This is a genomic window from Sedimentitalea nanhaiensis DSM 24252 (assembly GCF_000473225.1).
GTDB lineage: Bacteria > Pseudomonadota > Alphaproteobacteria > Rhodobacterales > Rhodobacteraceae > Sedimentitalea > Sedimentitalea nanhaiensis.
Window position 1 is genome coordinate 129,700 of record NZ_KI421509.1, and the last position, 14,437, is coordinate 144,136.

At 61.7% G+C, this 14,437-nt stretch carries 13 protein-coding genes; 9 read left to right on the plus strand and 4 right to left on the minus strand.

The window, feature by feature from the left end; genetic code table 11:
• Window positions 1-102 precede the first annotated feature (102 nt).
• From scpA to NANH_RS25180, 6 genes are all read left to right on the plus strand, one after another.
• A complete protein-coding gene (gene scpA / locus NANH_RS0102205) occupies window positions 103-2,232 on the plus strand; it encodes a methylmalonyl-CoA mutase (protein ID WP_027260574.1) in 2,130 nt (709 codons plus the stop codon).
• Complete coding sequence (locus NANH_RS0102210; protein ID WP_036049279.1) at window positions 2,232-2,717, plus strand: MAPEG family protein; 486 nt, start codon at window positions 2,232-2,234, stop codon at window positions 2,715-2,717. The genes scpA and NANH_RS0102210 overlap by 1 nt, the downstream gene beginning before the upstream one ends.
• Before the next feature lie 149 nt (window positions 2,718-2,866).
• Window positions 2,867-3,391, plus strand: a complete 525-nt coding sequence (locus NANH_RS25175; RefSeq protein WP_036050324.1) for a GNAT family N-acetyltransferase — start codon at window positions 2,867-2,869, stop codon at window positions 3,389-3,391.
• A gap of 9 nt (window positions 3,392-3,400) precedes the next feature.
• A complete protein-coding gene (locus tag NANH_RS0102220) occupies window positions 3,401-4,081 on the plus strand; it encodes a molecular chaperone DjiA (RefSeq protein ID WP_027260576.1) in 681 nt (226 codons plus the stop codon).
• Window positions 4,081-5,094 carry an endonuclease/exonuclease/phosphatase family protein gene (locus NANH_RS0102225; RefSeq protein ID WP_027260577.1) on the plus strand — a complete coding sequence of 338 codons (1,014 nt, stop codon included), beginning with the start codon at window positions 4,081-4,083 and terminating at the stop codon, window positions 5,092-5,094. The genes NANH_RS0102220 and NANH_RS0102225 overlap by 1 nt, the downstream gene beginning before the upstream one ends.
• Window positions 5,095-5,131: 37 nt before the next feature.
• Window positions 5,132-5,542, plus strand: coding sequence for a hypothetical protein (locus NANH_RS25180; protein WP_036049280.1), 411 nt, complete (start codon window positions 5,132-5,134; stop codon window positions 5,540-5,542).
• 8 nt (window positions 5,543-5,550) lie between these two features.
• Here the strand turns inward: NANH_RS25180 and NANH_RS0102235 are convergent, their stop codons facing one another.
• From NANH_RS0102235 to NANH_RS0102250, 4 genes are read right to left on the minus strand one after another with little or no spacing between them, the layout of a single operon-like run.
• Complete coding sequence (locus tag NANH_RS0102235; protein WP_027260578.1) at window positions 5,551-7,095, minus strand: Ppx/GppA family phosphatase; 1,545 nt, start codon at window positions 7,093-7,095, stop codon at window positions 5,551-5,553.
• 49 nt (window positions 7,096-7,144) lie between these two features.
• A complete protein-coding gene (locus NANH_RS0102240; RefSeq protein WP_027260579.1) occupies window positions 7,145-9,331 on the minus strand; it encodes an RNA degradosome polyphosphate kinase in 2,187 nt (728 codons plus the stop codon).
• 43 nt (window positions 9,332-9,374) lie between these two features.
• The gene (locus NANH_RS0102245) at window positions 9,375-10,055 is read right to left on the minus strand and encodes a P-loop NTPase family protein (protein WP_027260580.1); all 681 of its coding nucleotides are present in this window, start codon (window positions 10,053-10,055) and stop codon (window positions 9,375-9,377) included.
• 1 nt (window position 10,056) lies between these two features.
• On the minus strand, window positions 10,057-11,124 hold the full coding sequence (locus tag NANH_RS0102250) for an AI-2E family transporter (RefSeq protein ID WP_027260581.1): 1,068 nt from the start codon (window positions 11,122-11,124) through the stop codon (window positions 10,057-10,059).
• Window positions 11,125-11,311: 187 nt separating this feature from the next.
• On the opposite strand from NANH_RS0102250, the gene proS reads away from it, so the two are divergent.
• Genes proS through NANH_RS0102265 form a run of 3 tightly spaced genes read left to right on the plus strand, consistent with a single transcriptional unit; the run spans window position 11,312 to window position 14,399 of the window.
• The gene (gene proS, locus NANH_RS0102255) at window positions 11,312-12,652 is read left to right on the plus strand and encodes a proline--tRNA ligase (protein ID WP_027260582.1); all 1,341 of its coding nucleotides are present in this window, start codon (window positions 11,312-11,314) and stop codon (window positions 12,650-12,652) included.
• A 2-nt stretch (window positions 12,653-12,654) separates the two neighbouring features.
• On the plus strand, window positions 12,655-13,539 hold the full coding sequence (locus tag NANH_RS25185; RefSeq protein ID WP_051372202.1) for a glycosyltransferase family 2 protein: 885 nt from the start codon (window positions 12,655-12,657) through the stop codon (window positions 13,537-13,539).
• 5 nt (window positions 13,540-13,544) lie between these two features.
• Window positions 13,545-14,399: a glycosyltransferase family 25 protein gene (locus tag NANH_RS0102265; RefSeq protein ID WP_027260583.1), complete on the plus strand. Its 855-nt coding sequence runs from the start codon at window positions 13,545-13,547 to the stop codon at window positions 14,397-14,399.
• Window positions 14,400-14,437 lie beyond the last annotated feature (38 nt).

Genomic DNA, 14,437 nt, shown 5'->3' on the forward strand with positions numbered 1-14,437 from the left:
CGCCCGATGGGGCGCGTGGCAGCGCAAAAACGATGAAAGCACCGGGCAGAAATTTGGTGGGCCAAGATCTGCCTCGGACAGAAAGGACAAGGGAAAGATACGATGACAAGCAAGACAGACGAATGGAAGGCACTGGCTGAAAAGGAACTGCGCGGACGGTCGGTCGAGGATCTGACCTGGAACACGTTGGAAGGGATCCCGGTTCAGCCGCTTTATACCGAAGAGGATCTGAAAGACGTCGATCACCTGGGTACGATACCCGGCGCGGCCCCCTTTACCCGTGGTGTCAAGGCGACGATGTATGCCGGACGACCCTGGACAATCCGGCAGTACGCGGGCTTTTCGACCGCCGAGGAATCCAACGCCTTTTACCGCCGCGGTCTGGCCGCCGGTCAACAGGGTGTCAGCGTTGCTTTCGATCTGGCCACCCATCGCGGTTATGACAGCGATCATCCCCGCGTGGCGGGGGATGTGGGCAAGGCCGGAGTGGCCATCGATTCCGTCGAAGACATGAAGATCCTGTTCGATGGCATCCCGCTGGACAAGGTCAGCGTCAGCATGACGATGAACGGTGCCGTGGTCCCGATCCTGGCCAGCTTCATCGTCGCAGGCGAAGAGCAGGGCCATGACAAATCCGTACTCGCAGGCACCATTCAGAACGATATTCTGAAAGAGTTCATGGTGCGCAACACCTATATCTACCCGCCCGAACCCAGCATGCGGATCATCGCGGACATCATCGAATATACTTCTGCCAGCATGCCGAAATTCAACAGCATTTCGATCTCGGGTTACCATATGCAGGAGGCGGGTGCGAACCTGGTGCAGGAGTTGGCCTATACGCTCGCGGATGGGCGCGAATATGTGCGCACTGCGATGGAACGGGGCATGGACGTGGACAAGTTTGCGGGCAGGTTGTCGTTCTTCTTTGCCATCGGGATGAATTTTTTCATGGAGGCGGCCAAGCTGCGCGCCGCGCGCCTGCTCTGGCATCGGATTATGACCGAATTTGGTGCCAAGAACCCCAAATCGCTGATGCTGCGCACCCATTGCCAGACCTCGGGCGTGTCCCTGCAAGAGCAGGACCCATACAACAACGTGGTGCGCACCGCGTACGAGGCGATGTCGGCGGTCCTGGGCGGGACGCAATCGCTGCACACCAATGCGCTGGACGAGGCGATCGCGCTGCCCACGGATTTCAGCGCCCGCATCGCGCGCAACACCCAGCTGATCCTGCAAGAGGAAACCGGCATCACCAATGTGGTCGATCCTCTGGCCGGATCCTACTATGTGGAAAAGCTGACCCACGATCTGGCCACCGAAGCGTGGAAACTGATCGAAGAGGTCGAAGAGATGGGTGGCATGACCAAGGCGGTGGCCAGCGGTCTGCCCAAACTGCGCATCGAGGAAAGCGCCGCCACGCGGCAGGCCATGATCGACCGTGGAGACGAGGTGATCGTCGGCGTCAACAAGTACCGGCTTCAGAAAGAGGATCATCTCGACATTCTGGACATCGACAATGATGCCGTGCGGGCGTCACAGGTGGCCCGGCTGGAAAAGATCCGCGCCAATCGCGACGAAAGCGCCTGTGATGCCGCGCTGGACGAGTTGACGCGCACCGCGCGCGAGGGGGGCAATCTACTGGCGGCGGCGATCGAGGCTGCACGCGCAAGGGCATCTGTTGGGGAAATCAGCATGGCAATGGAAAAGGAATTTGGCCGTCACCGGGCAGAGGTCAAGACACTGGCCGGGGTGTATGGTGCCGCCTACGAGGGTGACGAAGGCTTTGCCTTGATCCAGAAATCGGTCGAGGATTTTGCCGAGACCGAAGGCCGCCGCCCGCGCATGCTGGTGGTCAAGATGGGCCAGGACGGACATGATCGTGGCGCCAAGGTGATTGCCACCGCCTTTGCCGACATCGGATTTGACGTGGATGTCGGCCCGCTGTTTCAGACCCCGCAAGAGGCGGCTCAGGATGCGGTGGACAATGACGTGCACGTGATTGGCATCAGTTCGCAGGCCGCCGGGCACAAGACCCTGGCCCCGCAACTGGTGCAAGCGCTTAAAGAATCCGGGGCCGAGGACATCCTCGTGATCTGCGGTGGCGTGATCCCGCAGCAGGACTATCAGTTCCTGTATGACAGCGGGGTCAAGGCGATCTTTGGGCCGGGCACCAATATCCCCGAAGCGGCGCAGGATATCCTGCGCATGATCCGCAAAGCCCGGGATTGATGCACAAGCGGCCCACGATTCTGTTGGGCATGGCCGCCGGCGCCCTGTGGGCGCTGGTGATCGTCGGCGGCGTGCAGATCGCGGGGCTGCCCTATCTGCCGCCACCGCTGGCCTTGCCCGGTGCCTTTCTGGTGCCGGGTCTGGTGATGGTTGCGATGATCGGGCGGCTGGCGCAACGCCGGTTCTTTGATGACGCGATCATAGATGGCGCCGATTTCACACCGGGCAGTGCCGCTTGGATCGATCAGCGGGTGCTCGCCAATACGCTTGAACAGTTGGTTCTTGCACTGGTGATCTGGCCGTTTGTGGCACTGGTTCTGGGCGGCGCGGTCGTTGTGGCGCTGGGGATCGGTTTCTCGGTCGCGCGGCTGGCGTTCTGGATCGGTTATCACGTGTCGCCACCCCTGCGTGGTTTTGGCTTTGCCGCGACGTTTTATCCCACGGTTCTGGCGGCGCTTTGGGCCTTGGCGGTCTGGGTGGTCTGACGGGCTTTCAAAACCCGGCGGACCTGACATACGCTTGTGCAAAGCGATATGGGGGCGACGATGAAGCTGGAGCACATCGCAGCAGCGGGCGCGGCACGGCAAGAGACGGCCGAAGCGGGTCCGGGTTCTTGTTTGGGCCGGGCGTTGCAATGATACTGCGTCTCGCGCGGCCCGAAGATGCGCAAGACATCTGCGCCATCGCCAACCCGATCATCCGCGACACGCTGATTACCTTTACCACCGTCCCGCGCAGCGTTGACGAGGTGCGGCGCGACATCGCCGCCCATGAAGAGGGATTTCAGATCGCAGAGGCCGAGGGCCGGGTGATCGGCTTTGCCAGCCTTGGCACATTCCGCAGCGGGCCGGGGTATGCTCTTACCCGCGAGCATTCGATCCAGCTGGACCCGGTGGCGCGCGGACGGGGCGTAGGGCGCGCACTGATGCAGCGGCTGGAATCTATCGCTATCGCGCAGGGCGTGCATGTTCTGGTGGCTGGGATCAGCAGCGCCAATCCCGGTGCCATTGCCTTTCATGCGGCGCTCGGCTTTGCCCTGGTCGGGCAGATGCCGCAGGTCGGGTTCAAGGCGGGGCAGTGGCTGGACCTGATCCTGATGCAGAAAATTCTGCCTGTGGGACCAGATGGCGCACCTGACACCGGACCGTTGGCGGGATAAGCTGGAGCCATGTCTCTTTGGACCCGCATATCCGACGCGCTGGCCGCGCTGTCTCAGGGCGAAAGCCTGACGGCGGTTTTTGACCGGTTGCGTACCCGTCCGGAACGCAGCGTCGCCTTTGCCATCGCGGTGATCGCGCTGGGGGCCAAGATGGCCAAAGCCGATGGGCAGGTGACCCGCGACGAGGTCACCGCCTTTCGCGAAGTGTTCCAGATCGCGCAGGCGGACGAAGCCGGCGCCGCCCGTGTGTTCAACCTGGCGCGCACCGATGTGGCCGGATACCTGGATTATGCCAGCCGCATCCAGCGGATGTTCGCCGACGATCCAGGTGCGCTGTGCGACCTGATGGAGGGGCTGTTTCACATCGCCATGGCCGACGGGTTCTATCACCCTGACGAGAACCGGTTTCTTGAAGATGTGGCGGATATCTTCGGCGTTCCCGATGCCCAGTTTCGTGCTTTGCGGGCGCGGTTCGTGCCGGATGCACGGCCCGACCCCTATACGGTGCTGGGGGTCGCTCCGCAGACGCCCTTGCCCGAGGTCCGTCGCGCCTGGCGCAGGCTGGTGCGAGAAACCCATCCGGACAGCATGATCGCCCGTGGAGTGCCCGCCGAGGCGGTCAAGATGGCGGAAAAGCGTATGATCGATATCAACCGGGCCTGGGAAGAAATTAACGACATGGCCGCGTGATGCGCCTGGCTACCTATAATGTGGAATGGTTCGCCAACCTGTTTGACGATCAGGACCGGTTGCTGGTCGATGACCGCTGGTCGGGGCGGCGGGATGTGACGCGGGCGCAGCAGATCGAGGCCCTGGGCAAGGTCTTTTCCGCGTTGGACGCGGATGCGGTGATGATCATAGAGGCCCCCAACACCGGACGGCAGCAGCGTACGGTGCGGGCCTTGGAGAACTTTGCCGCAGCTTTTGACCTGCGTACCCGAAAGGCCGTGATTGGCTTTGCCAACGATACCCACCAGGAAATCGCGCTGCTTTTCGACCCCGATGTACTGAGCGCCGCGCACGACCCGATCGGGCATGAGGTCGGGAAAAAGGGCAGCCCGGATGCGCCGCGCTTTGACGGAACCTTTCGCATCGATCTGGATATCGACGCCACCGAAGATCTGGTACAGTTTTCCAAGCCTCCGCTTGAACTGGCGGTGAGGACGGCGGCGGGAACCCGGTTGCGCATGATTGGCGCGCACCTGAAATCCAAAGCCCCGCACGGGGCCACCAGCCGTGATGCCGCGATGCGCCTGTCGATTGCCAACCGGCGCAAGCAACTGGCGCAGGCGATCTGGCTGCGGGCGCGAATCGATGGCCATCTGGCCGATAAGACACCGCTGATCCTGATGGGAGACCTGAACGATGGGCCCGGTCTGGACGAATACGAGCATCTGTTCGGTCGTTCGTCTGTCGAAATCCTGGTGGGCGACGATCTGTATGACCCCCATGCGCGTCAGGCGTTGCAGCGCCGTATCGGCGCAATGCCCAGTACCGCACGGTTTCGCCTGAACGAAGAAGGCCGCTATCTGCAGGCCTTGCTGGACTATGTGATGATATCGCCCGACCTTTTGGCGCGCGCGCCTGACTGGCGTATCTGGCATCCGTTCGATGATGCCCAATGCTGGGAGTTCGAGGAACTGCGTCTGGCGCTGTTGGAGGCTTCGGATCATTTCCCGGTGTCGCTGGATATCGATATCTGAGCTTGGACAACCCGCGTCGTCACCCTATATTGGACTGATGAAACCGCTTGCTGCAGTATTTTCTTGCCGTATCGCTCTGGTCGCGATTTTTGCCGCAGGTCCCTTGGCCGCGCAGCAGTCTGACGACAGCCCCGGTCTGATGGAGCGGGGCATGGAGATGTTTCTGGAAGGATTGCGGGACGAGATGTCGCCGGCACTGGAAAATATGCGCAAACTGTCCGACGAATATGGACCGGCCATGTTCAGTTTCCTCGAGGAAATGGGGCCTGCCTTTGGCGAGATGCTGGATCAGGTCAAGGATTGGACCGCGTATCGCCCGCCCGAGATTCTGCCCAATGGCGATATCATCCTGCGCAAGAAAGTGCCGTCAGATACAGTGCCGGACCCGGACCCCGAGGTCGCGCCACAGGTGAAAACGGACCCTCCGACAGGGCAGATTGACCTCTGATTGGCGCGTCAGCGCAGAACGGTGATTTTCAGATCGGCGGATAGCGCGGCGGACAAAGATTGCAACCGCGCCTCGGCGACTTCGCCAAACAGCGGCTGGGCATCGGTCGCCAGACGCAGTTGGAGGTGCCGCTTCTTGGGAAACCAGCGCAAACTGCTGGTATTGGTACCGCCTTGCATCAACAGCATCGCGCCAAAGCGCATCGCCTTGCCCAGAACCTCGGCCTCAAGCTGGCGCTTTTCGTCCAGCAGGCCGAACATCTCTTCAAATCGGGTGCCTTCGCGTTTGTTGCGATAGCGGTGCAGCAGGGCCATGCCCAGAAACACCCGTTCCGAGTGTTTCAACCCACCCAGATTGGCCCGCGTGGCGTTGTCGAAACAGATCTCGGCGCGATAGTCCGGGTGCGCGCGCCAACTGACGTCATGCAACAGGCAAGCGGCCCGAACCAGCCGTTTCTGGGCGGGTGTGCCGGATTTGAACAGTGGCATGACAAAATTGTACAGGGTGCGGCCGAAGCCCGGAAACCGCGCGTCCTTGGATTCGGCAAAGCGGCAGGCTTCGATCAGAGGGTCACGGTCGCGCAACCGCTGCGGCATTTGCTCGTACAGCATCCCCTCGCGGATGCCATAGCTTGAAACGGCGATGTCCTTGGGCTTGAACGTGCGTACCAGCCGTTCGAGCACCTCGCAGGCCATCGGGACCAGCGCCATGCGGGCCGATGATACACCGGCATCATTGCGCACCTGTTCGGGATCGCATTTTTCGATGAACCGAATGGTGGCGCGCACATCGCGGGCAGTCATTCGGTATTCGTGCAGCACATGCAGCGGATAGTTGCGTCGAAGCATGTCAATGCGGGCAATGGCGCGCCAACTGCCGCCGACGAGAAACAGCCGATCGCGTTGCTGTCCCATCTGTTCGCTCAACCGGACGAGGGTGTCCTGGATCTGAATCTTGCGACCCCGCTTGCCCCCCTTGATGCCGGCAAGTTTGAGCGGTCCCAGCGCCGAGGTGACACGCTTGCCCACACGGCCGCCTTTGACTTCTGCCAGTTCCATCGACGAGCCGCCGATGTCGCAGACCAGCCCATAGGCACCGGGCCACCCCAGCAAAACGCCCTGGGCGGACAGGCGGGCCTCTTCCTCGCCATCGATCACCCAGATCCGCAATCCGGTCTCGCGCATCACCTCGTCGCGGAAATCCTGCCCGTCTTCGGCGTCGCGCACCGCTGCCGTGGCCACCGCCGTCAGCGGCGGCAGATCCATACCTTTGGCGAGATGCTGAAACCGGCGTATCGCCGCAAGGGCGCGTTGGCGACCCAGGGGGTTCAGGCGACCACTCTCGGATAAGCCGGCGCCGAGGCCGCACATGATCTTTTCGTTATAAAAATAGGCCGGGCTGCGTGCCGCACCGTCAAACACCACCAACCGGACCGAGTTCGAGCCCACATCGACCACCCCGACCCGCGACAAGGCGCGGGCGCTGGGGCTATCAAACAGCGGGCGTCCAAATGGGTCCCACTCGGGGCTGGTTGAATCGGTTTGCAAATTCATCTTGTCCCCGCGTGGCCTCGGTCCAAAATGCGCGATGGTCGGGCGGCGGTCAATTGCCTGCGGTTTCGTCGGTATGCGTCAATTTGGGCACATCCGACGCCCCGGCCGATCCGCGACCCGACAGCGAGGGGTTTTCCATGAAGAACCGGTGGCAGTTGAATGCAAACTCGCCCTCTGTCAGCGATGCGCGGGTGAACTTTCCGTCCGGACCCATCACCCAGGTTTGCGCGACATCGGCCAGGTTGGCGGCCATGACCTGGCTGACAATCTGGGCTTTGACCGTGGCATTATTGATCTCGACCAGGGTTTCCACCCGCCGGTTCAGGTTCCTTCCCATCCAGTCGGCGGAAGAAATGTAAACCCGCGCTTTCTTGCTGGGCAGGCCGGCACCGTTGCCGAAACAGACGATGCGCGAATGCTCGAGAAACCGCCCGACAATGGATTTTACCCGGATGTTCTCGCTCAGCCCCTTGATGCCGGGACGGATCCCGCAGATGCCGCGAATGATCAGGCTGATCTTCACGCCGCCCTGGCTGGCGCGGTACAATGCGTCGATGACCTCGCTGTCGATCAGGGCGTTCATCTTGGCCCAGATTTCGGCGGGCTTTCCTGCCTTGGCGTGGGCAATCTCGGCTTCGATCATCTCCAGCAGGCGTGGCTTCAGCTTCAGGGGCGAGATGGCCAGGTTCTCCAGCGCATCCGGCGGAGCATATCCTGACAGGAAGTTGAACACTTTGGTGGCGTCCCGCCCGAGCGAAGTGTCGCAGGTGAATAGGCTGAGGTCGGTATAGATGCGCGCCGTGATCGGGTGGTAGTTGCCCGTTCCGTAGTGGGTATAGGTGACCAGGTTGTCGCCTTCGCGGCGCACCACGGTGCTGATCTTGGCATGGGTCTTGAGGTCGATAAATCCATAGACGACATGCGCGCCGGCGCGTTCCAGGCGGCGGGACTGATGGATATTGGCGGCTTCGTCGAACCGCGCCTTGAGTTCGACCAGTGCTGTGACCGACTTTCCGTCTTCAGCCGCTTCGCACAGGGCTTCGACGATGGGCGAATTCTTGGACGTTCGGTACAGGGTTTGTTTGATCGCCACCACATTGGGATCACGTGCGGCCTGGGTCAGGAAGCGCACCACCATGTCGAATGTTTCATAGGGATGGTGCAGCAGCATGTCCTTTTGCCGGATGGCGGCGAACATGTCGCCCTCGTGATCGGTCACCCGCTCGGGGATGCGCGGGGTAAAGGACGGCCACAGCAGGTCCGGGCGGTTGTCCAGAACCAGTTCGTCCAGATCGGCCATGCCGATCATGCCTTCGACCTCGACAACTTCGGTTTCACCGACAGCGAGTTCCTGCATGACCGTTGCCATCAGCTTCTCGGGCGCACCAGACGAGTGGGTCATCCGTACAACTTCGCCCCGCCGCCGCCGCTTTAGCGCCACTTCGAATTCACGCACCAGATCTTCGGCTTCGTCTTCGACTTCCAGATCGCTGTCACGTAATACGCGAAAGGCGAAATGGGTTTTCAGCCGATAGCCGGAAAACAGGCTGCCGATATGTTCCAGCAACAGTTCTTCCAGCGGCAGGAACCGGTGCTGCCCCGGCTCGGATGGCAAGGCGATGAAACGGTCGATCTGATGCGGAATCGGCAACAGCGCCTGCAGGACGCGCTTGTCATTTTGCCGTTCCAGCTGCAGGGCCAGCGAAAAGCCGGTGTTCGGGATGAACGGGAAAGGATGTGCAGGGTCGATCGCCAGCGGCGATAGCACCGGAAAAACCCGGTTCAGAAAGACGTCGGCCAGAAAGGTCTTGTCCTCATCGGTCAGATCCTTGCGCTCGAGCACCGAGATTCCGGCCTCCTGCATTTCGGCTTCCAGAGCGGTCAGAACCCGCTGCTGGGACTGCATCAGGCTGCGCGCATCTTCGTTGATCAGCACCAGTTGCTCGGCGGGGGACAGACCGTCGGCGGCCGGGGTCGTGTTGCCCGCATGGGCCAGTTCGCGCAATCCCGCGACGCGGACGGTATAAAACTCGTCCAGGTTCTTGGCCGAGATCGACAGGAAGCGCAGCCGCTCGAGCACCGGAACGCGCATGTTCTCGGCTTCTTCCAGCACCCGCCAGTTAAAGCCCAGCCAACTGAGTTCGCGATTGTAGAAACGGCCCGGTCCGGTGATGTCCAGATCAGGAAGGGAAACGGCGGGCGGGAATGGCGAAGCCAGGAAATCTGCATGTGTCATGGTGCCGGCCTTACTGTCATAATGTGACGGGAATGTAACTGTATCAGTCGTTTGTGTCATCGGCTTCCAGCGACTCACTTGCCAGACGTCGTGACAGAGTGCGCCCCTGGGCCAACGCGGCGCGATCCAGCCGCTCGACGATGCGGGTGGCGTCGAGAAACGAGCGGTCCATGCGGTGCAGAAGATACGGGATCACATCCGGCTTCGGCGTGATTTGCCGGTCTGCGAACAGCTTGGCCAGCACCGCCGCCAGCAGCTTGTCGTCCGGCGCGTCCAGCGTGATATGGGCCGCCCCCTGCACGCGGCTTTGCAGGTCAGGCAAGGACAGGTTCCACAGGTTGGGTGCCAGCCGACCGGTCATCAACAGCCGCTGCCCCTGGGCCATAAGCAGGTTGTGCAGATGAAACAGCGCATTCTGCGCCGGAGCGTCTGATGCGATGTCGGGCACGTCCTCGACCGCTACCGGGCCCTGAGCCAGCAAGGGGATTTCCTGTCTGGACAGATCCACAGCAGCCAGGATCTGTGCGCCGGTCTGGGCGGCCCAAACATGGGTCAGATGGGTCTTTCCAGCCCCGCCGGGTCCTGTCAGCACCAGCTTGCCGCCCGGCCAGGTTTGCGGCGAGTCGATCATGGCGACGGCCAGCGCATTGGCCGGCGATACAAAGAAATCGTCCCGGCCCAGAACCGGTTTTGCCGGCAGATCAAAGCTCAGTTGTTCGGCCACGCTAGGGGGTGTCCCGATCGGATTGGCCGCGATACAGCATGCTGTTCAGATATTGATCGACGGCGAAACGTGCAAGCACACCAAGCGCCGCCGCCACCGGAACCGCGATCAGCATGCCAACAAAGCCGAACAGCGCACCAAACACCGACAATGCCAGTAACAGCCAGACCGGGTGCAATCCGATCGACCCGCCAACCAGTTTCGGGGTCAGAAAATTGCCCTCGACGACCTGTCCGATCACGAAGATCAGCGCCACCAGCCCGATCGAGGTCCACTCTCCCCAGAACTGAAAAAGCGCCAGGCCGATGGCCAGGGAGCCACCGATCATTGCTCCGAGATAGGGGATAAAGGTCACCAATCCGGCGACAAAGCCCACCACCAGTCCGAACTGCAGCCCGACCACCATCAGCGCGATGGCGTAATAGGTGCCGAGAATCAGGCTGACGGTACCCATGCCGCGAATGAACGAGGCCAGGGTGTCGTCGATTTCGCCGGCCAGCCTGCGGATTACCGGCGCATGGTCGCGCGGCAGCAGCGCGTCGATGCGCGCGATCATCCGGTCCCAGTCCAGCAACATGTAGACCGAGACCACGGGCACGATCACAAGCAGGATCACGATATTCAGAACCGAACGCGCGGAACCGACGAGCGATTCGATCAACGCGGGACCGCGTTCCTTGATGGCGTCGCCGATCGAGGTCAGCGTCTGGCGCGCGGTCGACCCCTCGACCAGGATCGAGGGAAACTGTTTGGTGATAAAGGCCTGTAGATCGCGCAGCAACTGCGGCATCACGTTGACCAGATCGATGGTTTGCGAAATCAGGGTTGGAATCACCAACAGGCCCATGACAACCGCCACCAGGACGGCGATAATGGTAATGACGGCCGTGGCCGCCGCCCGAGACAGCCCGGCGCGTTCCAGCCGGTCGGCGACGGGATCGATGAAATAGGCAATCGCGCTGCCCAGCACAAAGGGCAGCAGCACGTCGCCCAGAAACCAAAGGACCACGGCGAACACCACGGTGGCGATGCCCCAATATCTGAGCTGATCCTTGACGGGAAGTGCCATGCGCGCCTTTCAGTCCTGTTGGGCCTCAAATCGCCCAAGAGAGGGCGGGTTTCAAGGGACAGCACCCCTGGAACGCCAGATATACACAGGAAATTGGACGCAGGCACTCATTTCTGTTGTCCCCGATTGCCTGAGGTGCTGCTTTGGCATAGACCGCGTTGAACCCAGTTCCATAAAGAGACCGCTCATGCGCCTGTCACGCTATTTTTTGCCTGTCCTGAAAGAGATCCCCGCCGAGGCGCAGATCGTCAGCCATCGGCTGATGCTGCGGGCCGGAATGATCAAGCAAGCCCAGGCTGGGATATATTCCTGGTTGCCGCTGGGGTTCAAGGTGCTGAAGAAGATCGAGAATATCGTGCACGAAGAGCAGATCCGCGCCGGGCATATCCCGATGCTGATGCCGACGCTGCAATCGGCCGATCTGTGGCGCGAAAGCGGGCGCTATGACGACTATGGCGAAGAAATGTTGCGGATCAGCGACCGGCACGGGCGCGACATGCTGTACGGGCCGACCAACGAGGAACTGATCACCGACATCTTCCGCAGCCATGTCAGCAGCTACAAGGATCTGCCGCTGACTCTGTATCACATTCAGTGGAAATTCCGTGACGAGGTCCGCCCCCGGTTCGGCGTCATGCGCGGTCGCGAATTTCTGATGAAAGACGGCTATAACTTTGACGTGGACAAGGCTGCGGCTATGCATGCCTACAACCGGCATCTGGTCAGCTATCTGCGCAGCTATGAACGCATGGGTCTGCAGGCGATTCCGATGCGGGCTGACAGTGGCCCGATCGGTGGCGACGATACCCATGAATTCCTGGTGCTGGCCGATACCGGCGAGTCCGAAGTGTTCTATGACAGCGCCGTCACCGATCTGACATTTGGCGACCGTGCCATCGATTATGACGATGTGGCGCAGTGTCAGGGGATTCTGGAAGAATTTACCAGCCGTTATGCCCGCACGGATGAAACCCATGACCCGGCGCTGTTCGACCAGATCCCCGAGGACCGCCGCCGTACCGCGCGTGGCATCGAGGTCGGGCAGATCTTTTATTTCGGCACTAAATATTCCGAAGCGTTGGGAGCAACGGTGCAGACCGCCGATGGCGCCGCCGTTCCGGTCCACATGGGCAGCCACGGCATCGGGGTCTCGCGCCTGGTGGGGGCAATCATCGAGGCGAGCCATGACGACAAGGGCATCATTTGGCCCGAGGGCGTGACCCCGTTTCATTGCGGGATCGTGAACCTCAAACAGGGCGATGCCGAGGCCGACGGGGCCTGCGAGGCGCTGTATGGTTCACTGACAGCCCTGGGGTTGGAGCCGCTGTATGACGACCGCAAGGAACGCGCCGGGGGCAAGTTTGCCACAATGGATCTGATCGGACTGCCTTGGCGCATCACGGTTGGCCCGCGCGGGTTGAAGAACGGTGTGGTCGAGCTGACCAGCCGGCGTACCGGCGAAAGCGAAGAGTTGACGCCGCAAGAGGCCGTGGAGAAAGTTGCCCGGATCTATGGCGTGATCGACTGAGGATGCCGGGCCTGCCTTCGATCTCGGTCGTAACCGCGACCTTCAACCTGATCGAGGCAGGGCGCGAGGATGCGTTTCGCCGGGCGGTGGACTGCCTGCAGGAACAGGGGTTGACCGATCTGGAGCACGTGATCCAGGACGGCGGTTCGGACGACGGAACGCAGGAGATGATCCGGCAGGTAACTGCGGATTTGCCTCGCACCGTGTTTGCCAGCGAACCCGATGAGGGATTGTATGACGGCATGAACCGGGCCGTGGCCCGGGCCACCGGCGATTATGTGCTGTTTCTGAATTCCGACGATGCATTGGCCTCGGGTGATGTACTGAAAGCCATGCAGGCGGAGTTGCACAAGCACCGGCCCGACTATGCCTATGGCGCGACCGCCAGCCAGGACAGTCAGGGGCGTGAAACGGTCGCACGGCGCACCGGCCTGCGGGCGGTGCTGCAGCGCATGCCGTTCTGTCACAACTCGGTTCTGATCCGGCGCTCGGTGTTCAATGCGCTGGGGGGCCATGATACTGCCTTTCGGGTTGCGGCGGATTACGATCTGGTATTGCGGATGGTCAGCGGTGGATATGATGGTGTGCGTGTGGACCGGCCGGTGTCGCTGTTCTGGACTCGTGGTGTGTCGGGCGATGATGACCGGGTGGCCCAGGATTATGCGCGCATCTGGCAACGCTATTTTGCCAACCGTCGCGCCGCCGCCGGCTTGACGCTGGAGGAGTACAAGCGCTTTTACATTCGCGGCCATATGCCGTTGAACCTGATGTTCGAGGTCATGACCGACAAAAACGCGCCCCTTGCGATCCGTCATTCCGCGCGCCACGGGTTTTCCAAGTCGCTGCGCCGGGCCCTGCAGCCCTGGCGCAGATACGGAGGGGAGTGATAGCGGTGAGCTTGCCGGTTCACGTCATCAATCTGGAACGGGTTCCGGCGCGCTGGGATTTTGTCCGCGCGCAGTTCGCTGCGGCGGGCATGACAGATGCGGTGCATCGATTCTCTGCCGTGGATGCCCGCGCATCTGACTTTCACGCATCGGGATATGCACCGCACAGCTGGGGTGACCGATGGGAGCTGACAGCCAGCGAGCAGGCGGTGTTTGAGAGTCACCGCGCCCTCTGGCGGCAGGTGTGCGACCATCATCCCAAGGGCGCAGTGATTTGCGAGGATGACATCCTGATCTCGGGCCGTTTTGGCGACGCGCTGGCCGCGTTGGATCTGGAATGTTACGGGGTGATCAAGCTGGACGGTTTCAACGCCGCCCGCCGCTATGGCACCGCACAGGCCATGGGCGGCTGGACCGTGCGCCCAATCGTCGAGGCGGTGCCGAGCGCGGCATGTTATGCGCTGAATGCGCGGGCAGCAGGGATGCTGATCGAGGCATCGCAAAGCTATTGCGCCACCCTGGACGATTTCGTTTTTGCCGCCCGCCCAGGTCTTGCTCCGGTGCAACTGTTTCCCGCCGTTGCGGTGCAGGGCATGTGTTGTGTGCAGGGGCTGACGGGGCCGATCCCCGGCGAAATTGCCCACAGTGAGCGCGACGCGCCGGGCACGACGCCAAAGGCGGATAAAGGTCCGGCCCTATACAGATTGGCCAAGGAAGGACGCCGGGCCCTGATCAAAGCCCGGATTGCCCTGGGGGCGGATCGTCGGTTGACTGCCGCTGGCGGCCTGCTGGCGGTGCCGCAATTGGCCGACGACTTGCCCGATTATCGGCACGGTGGCCGTGCGGATGGGCCTGTTTAGGCTGGCGATGCAGGATGATACCAAAGAACCGGGAGCCG

Coding starts and splice junctions, on each gene's coding strand:
- NANH_RS0102220 (WP_027260576.1), top strand. CDS start 3,401: ATGTCTCTTTGGACCCGCATATCCGACGCGCTGGCCGCGCTGTCTCAG.
- scpA (WP_027260574.1), top strand. CDS start 103: ATGACAAGCAAGACAGACGAATGGAAGGCACTGGCTGAAAAGGAACTG.
- NANH_RS25175 (WP_036050324.1), top strand. CDS start 2,867: ATGATACTGCGTCTCGCGCGGCCCGAAGATGCGCAAGACATCTGCGCC.
- proS (WP_027260582.1), top strand. CDS start 11,312: ATGCGCCTGTCACGCTATTTTTTGCCTGTCCTGAAAGAGATCCCCGCC.
- NANH_RS25185 (WP_051372202.1), top strand. CDS start 12,655: ATGCCGGGCCTGCCTTCGATCTCGGTCGTAACCGCGACCTTCAACCTG.
- NANH_RS25180 (WP_036049280.1), top strand. CDS start 5,132: ATGAAACCGCTTGCTGCAGTATTTTCTTGCCGTATCGCTCTGGTCGCG.
- NANH_RS0102210 (WP_036049279.1), top strand. CDS start 2,232: ATGCACAAGCGGCCCACGATTCTGTTGGGCATGGCCGCCGGCGCCCTG.
- NANH_RS0102225 (WP_027260577.1), top strand. CDS start 4,081: ATGCGCCTGGCTACCTATAATGTGGAATGGTTCGCCAACCTGTTTGAC.
- NANH_RS0102235 (WP_027260578.1), bottom strand. CDS start 7,095: ATGAATTTGCAAACCGATTCAACCAGCCCCGAGTGGGACCCATTTGGA.
- NANH_RS0102240 (WP_027260579.1), bottom strand. CDS start 9,331: ATGACACATGCAGATTTCCTGGCTTCGCCATTCCCGCCCGCCGTTTCC.
- NANH_RS0102250 (WP_027260581.1), bottom strand. CDS start 11,124: ATGGCACTTCCCGTCAAGGATCAGCTCAGATATTGGGGCATCGCCACC.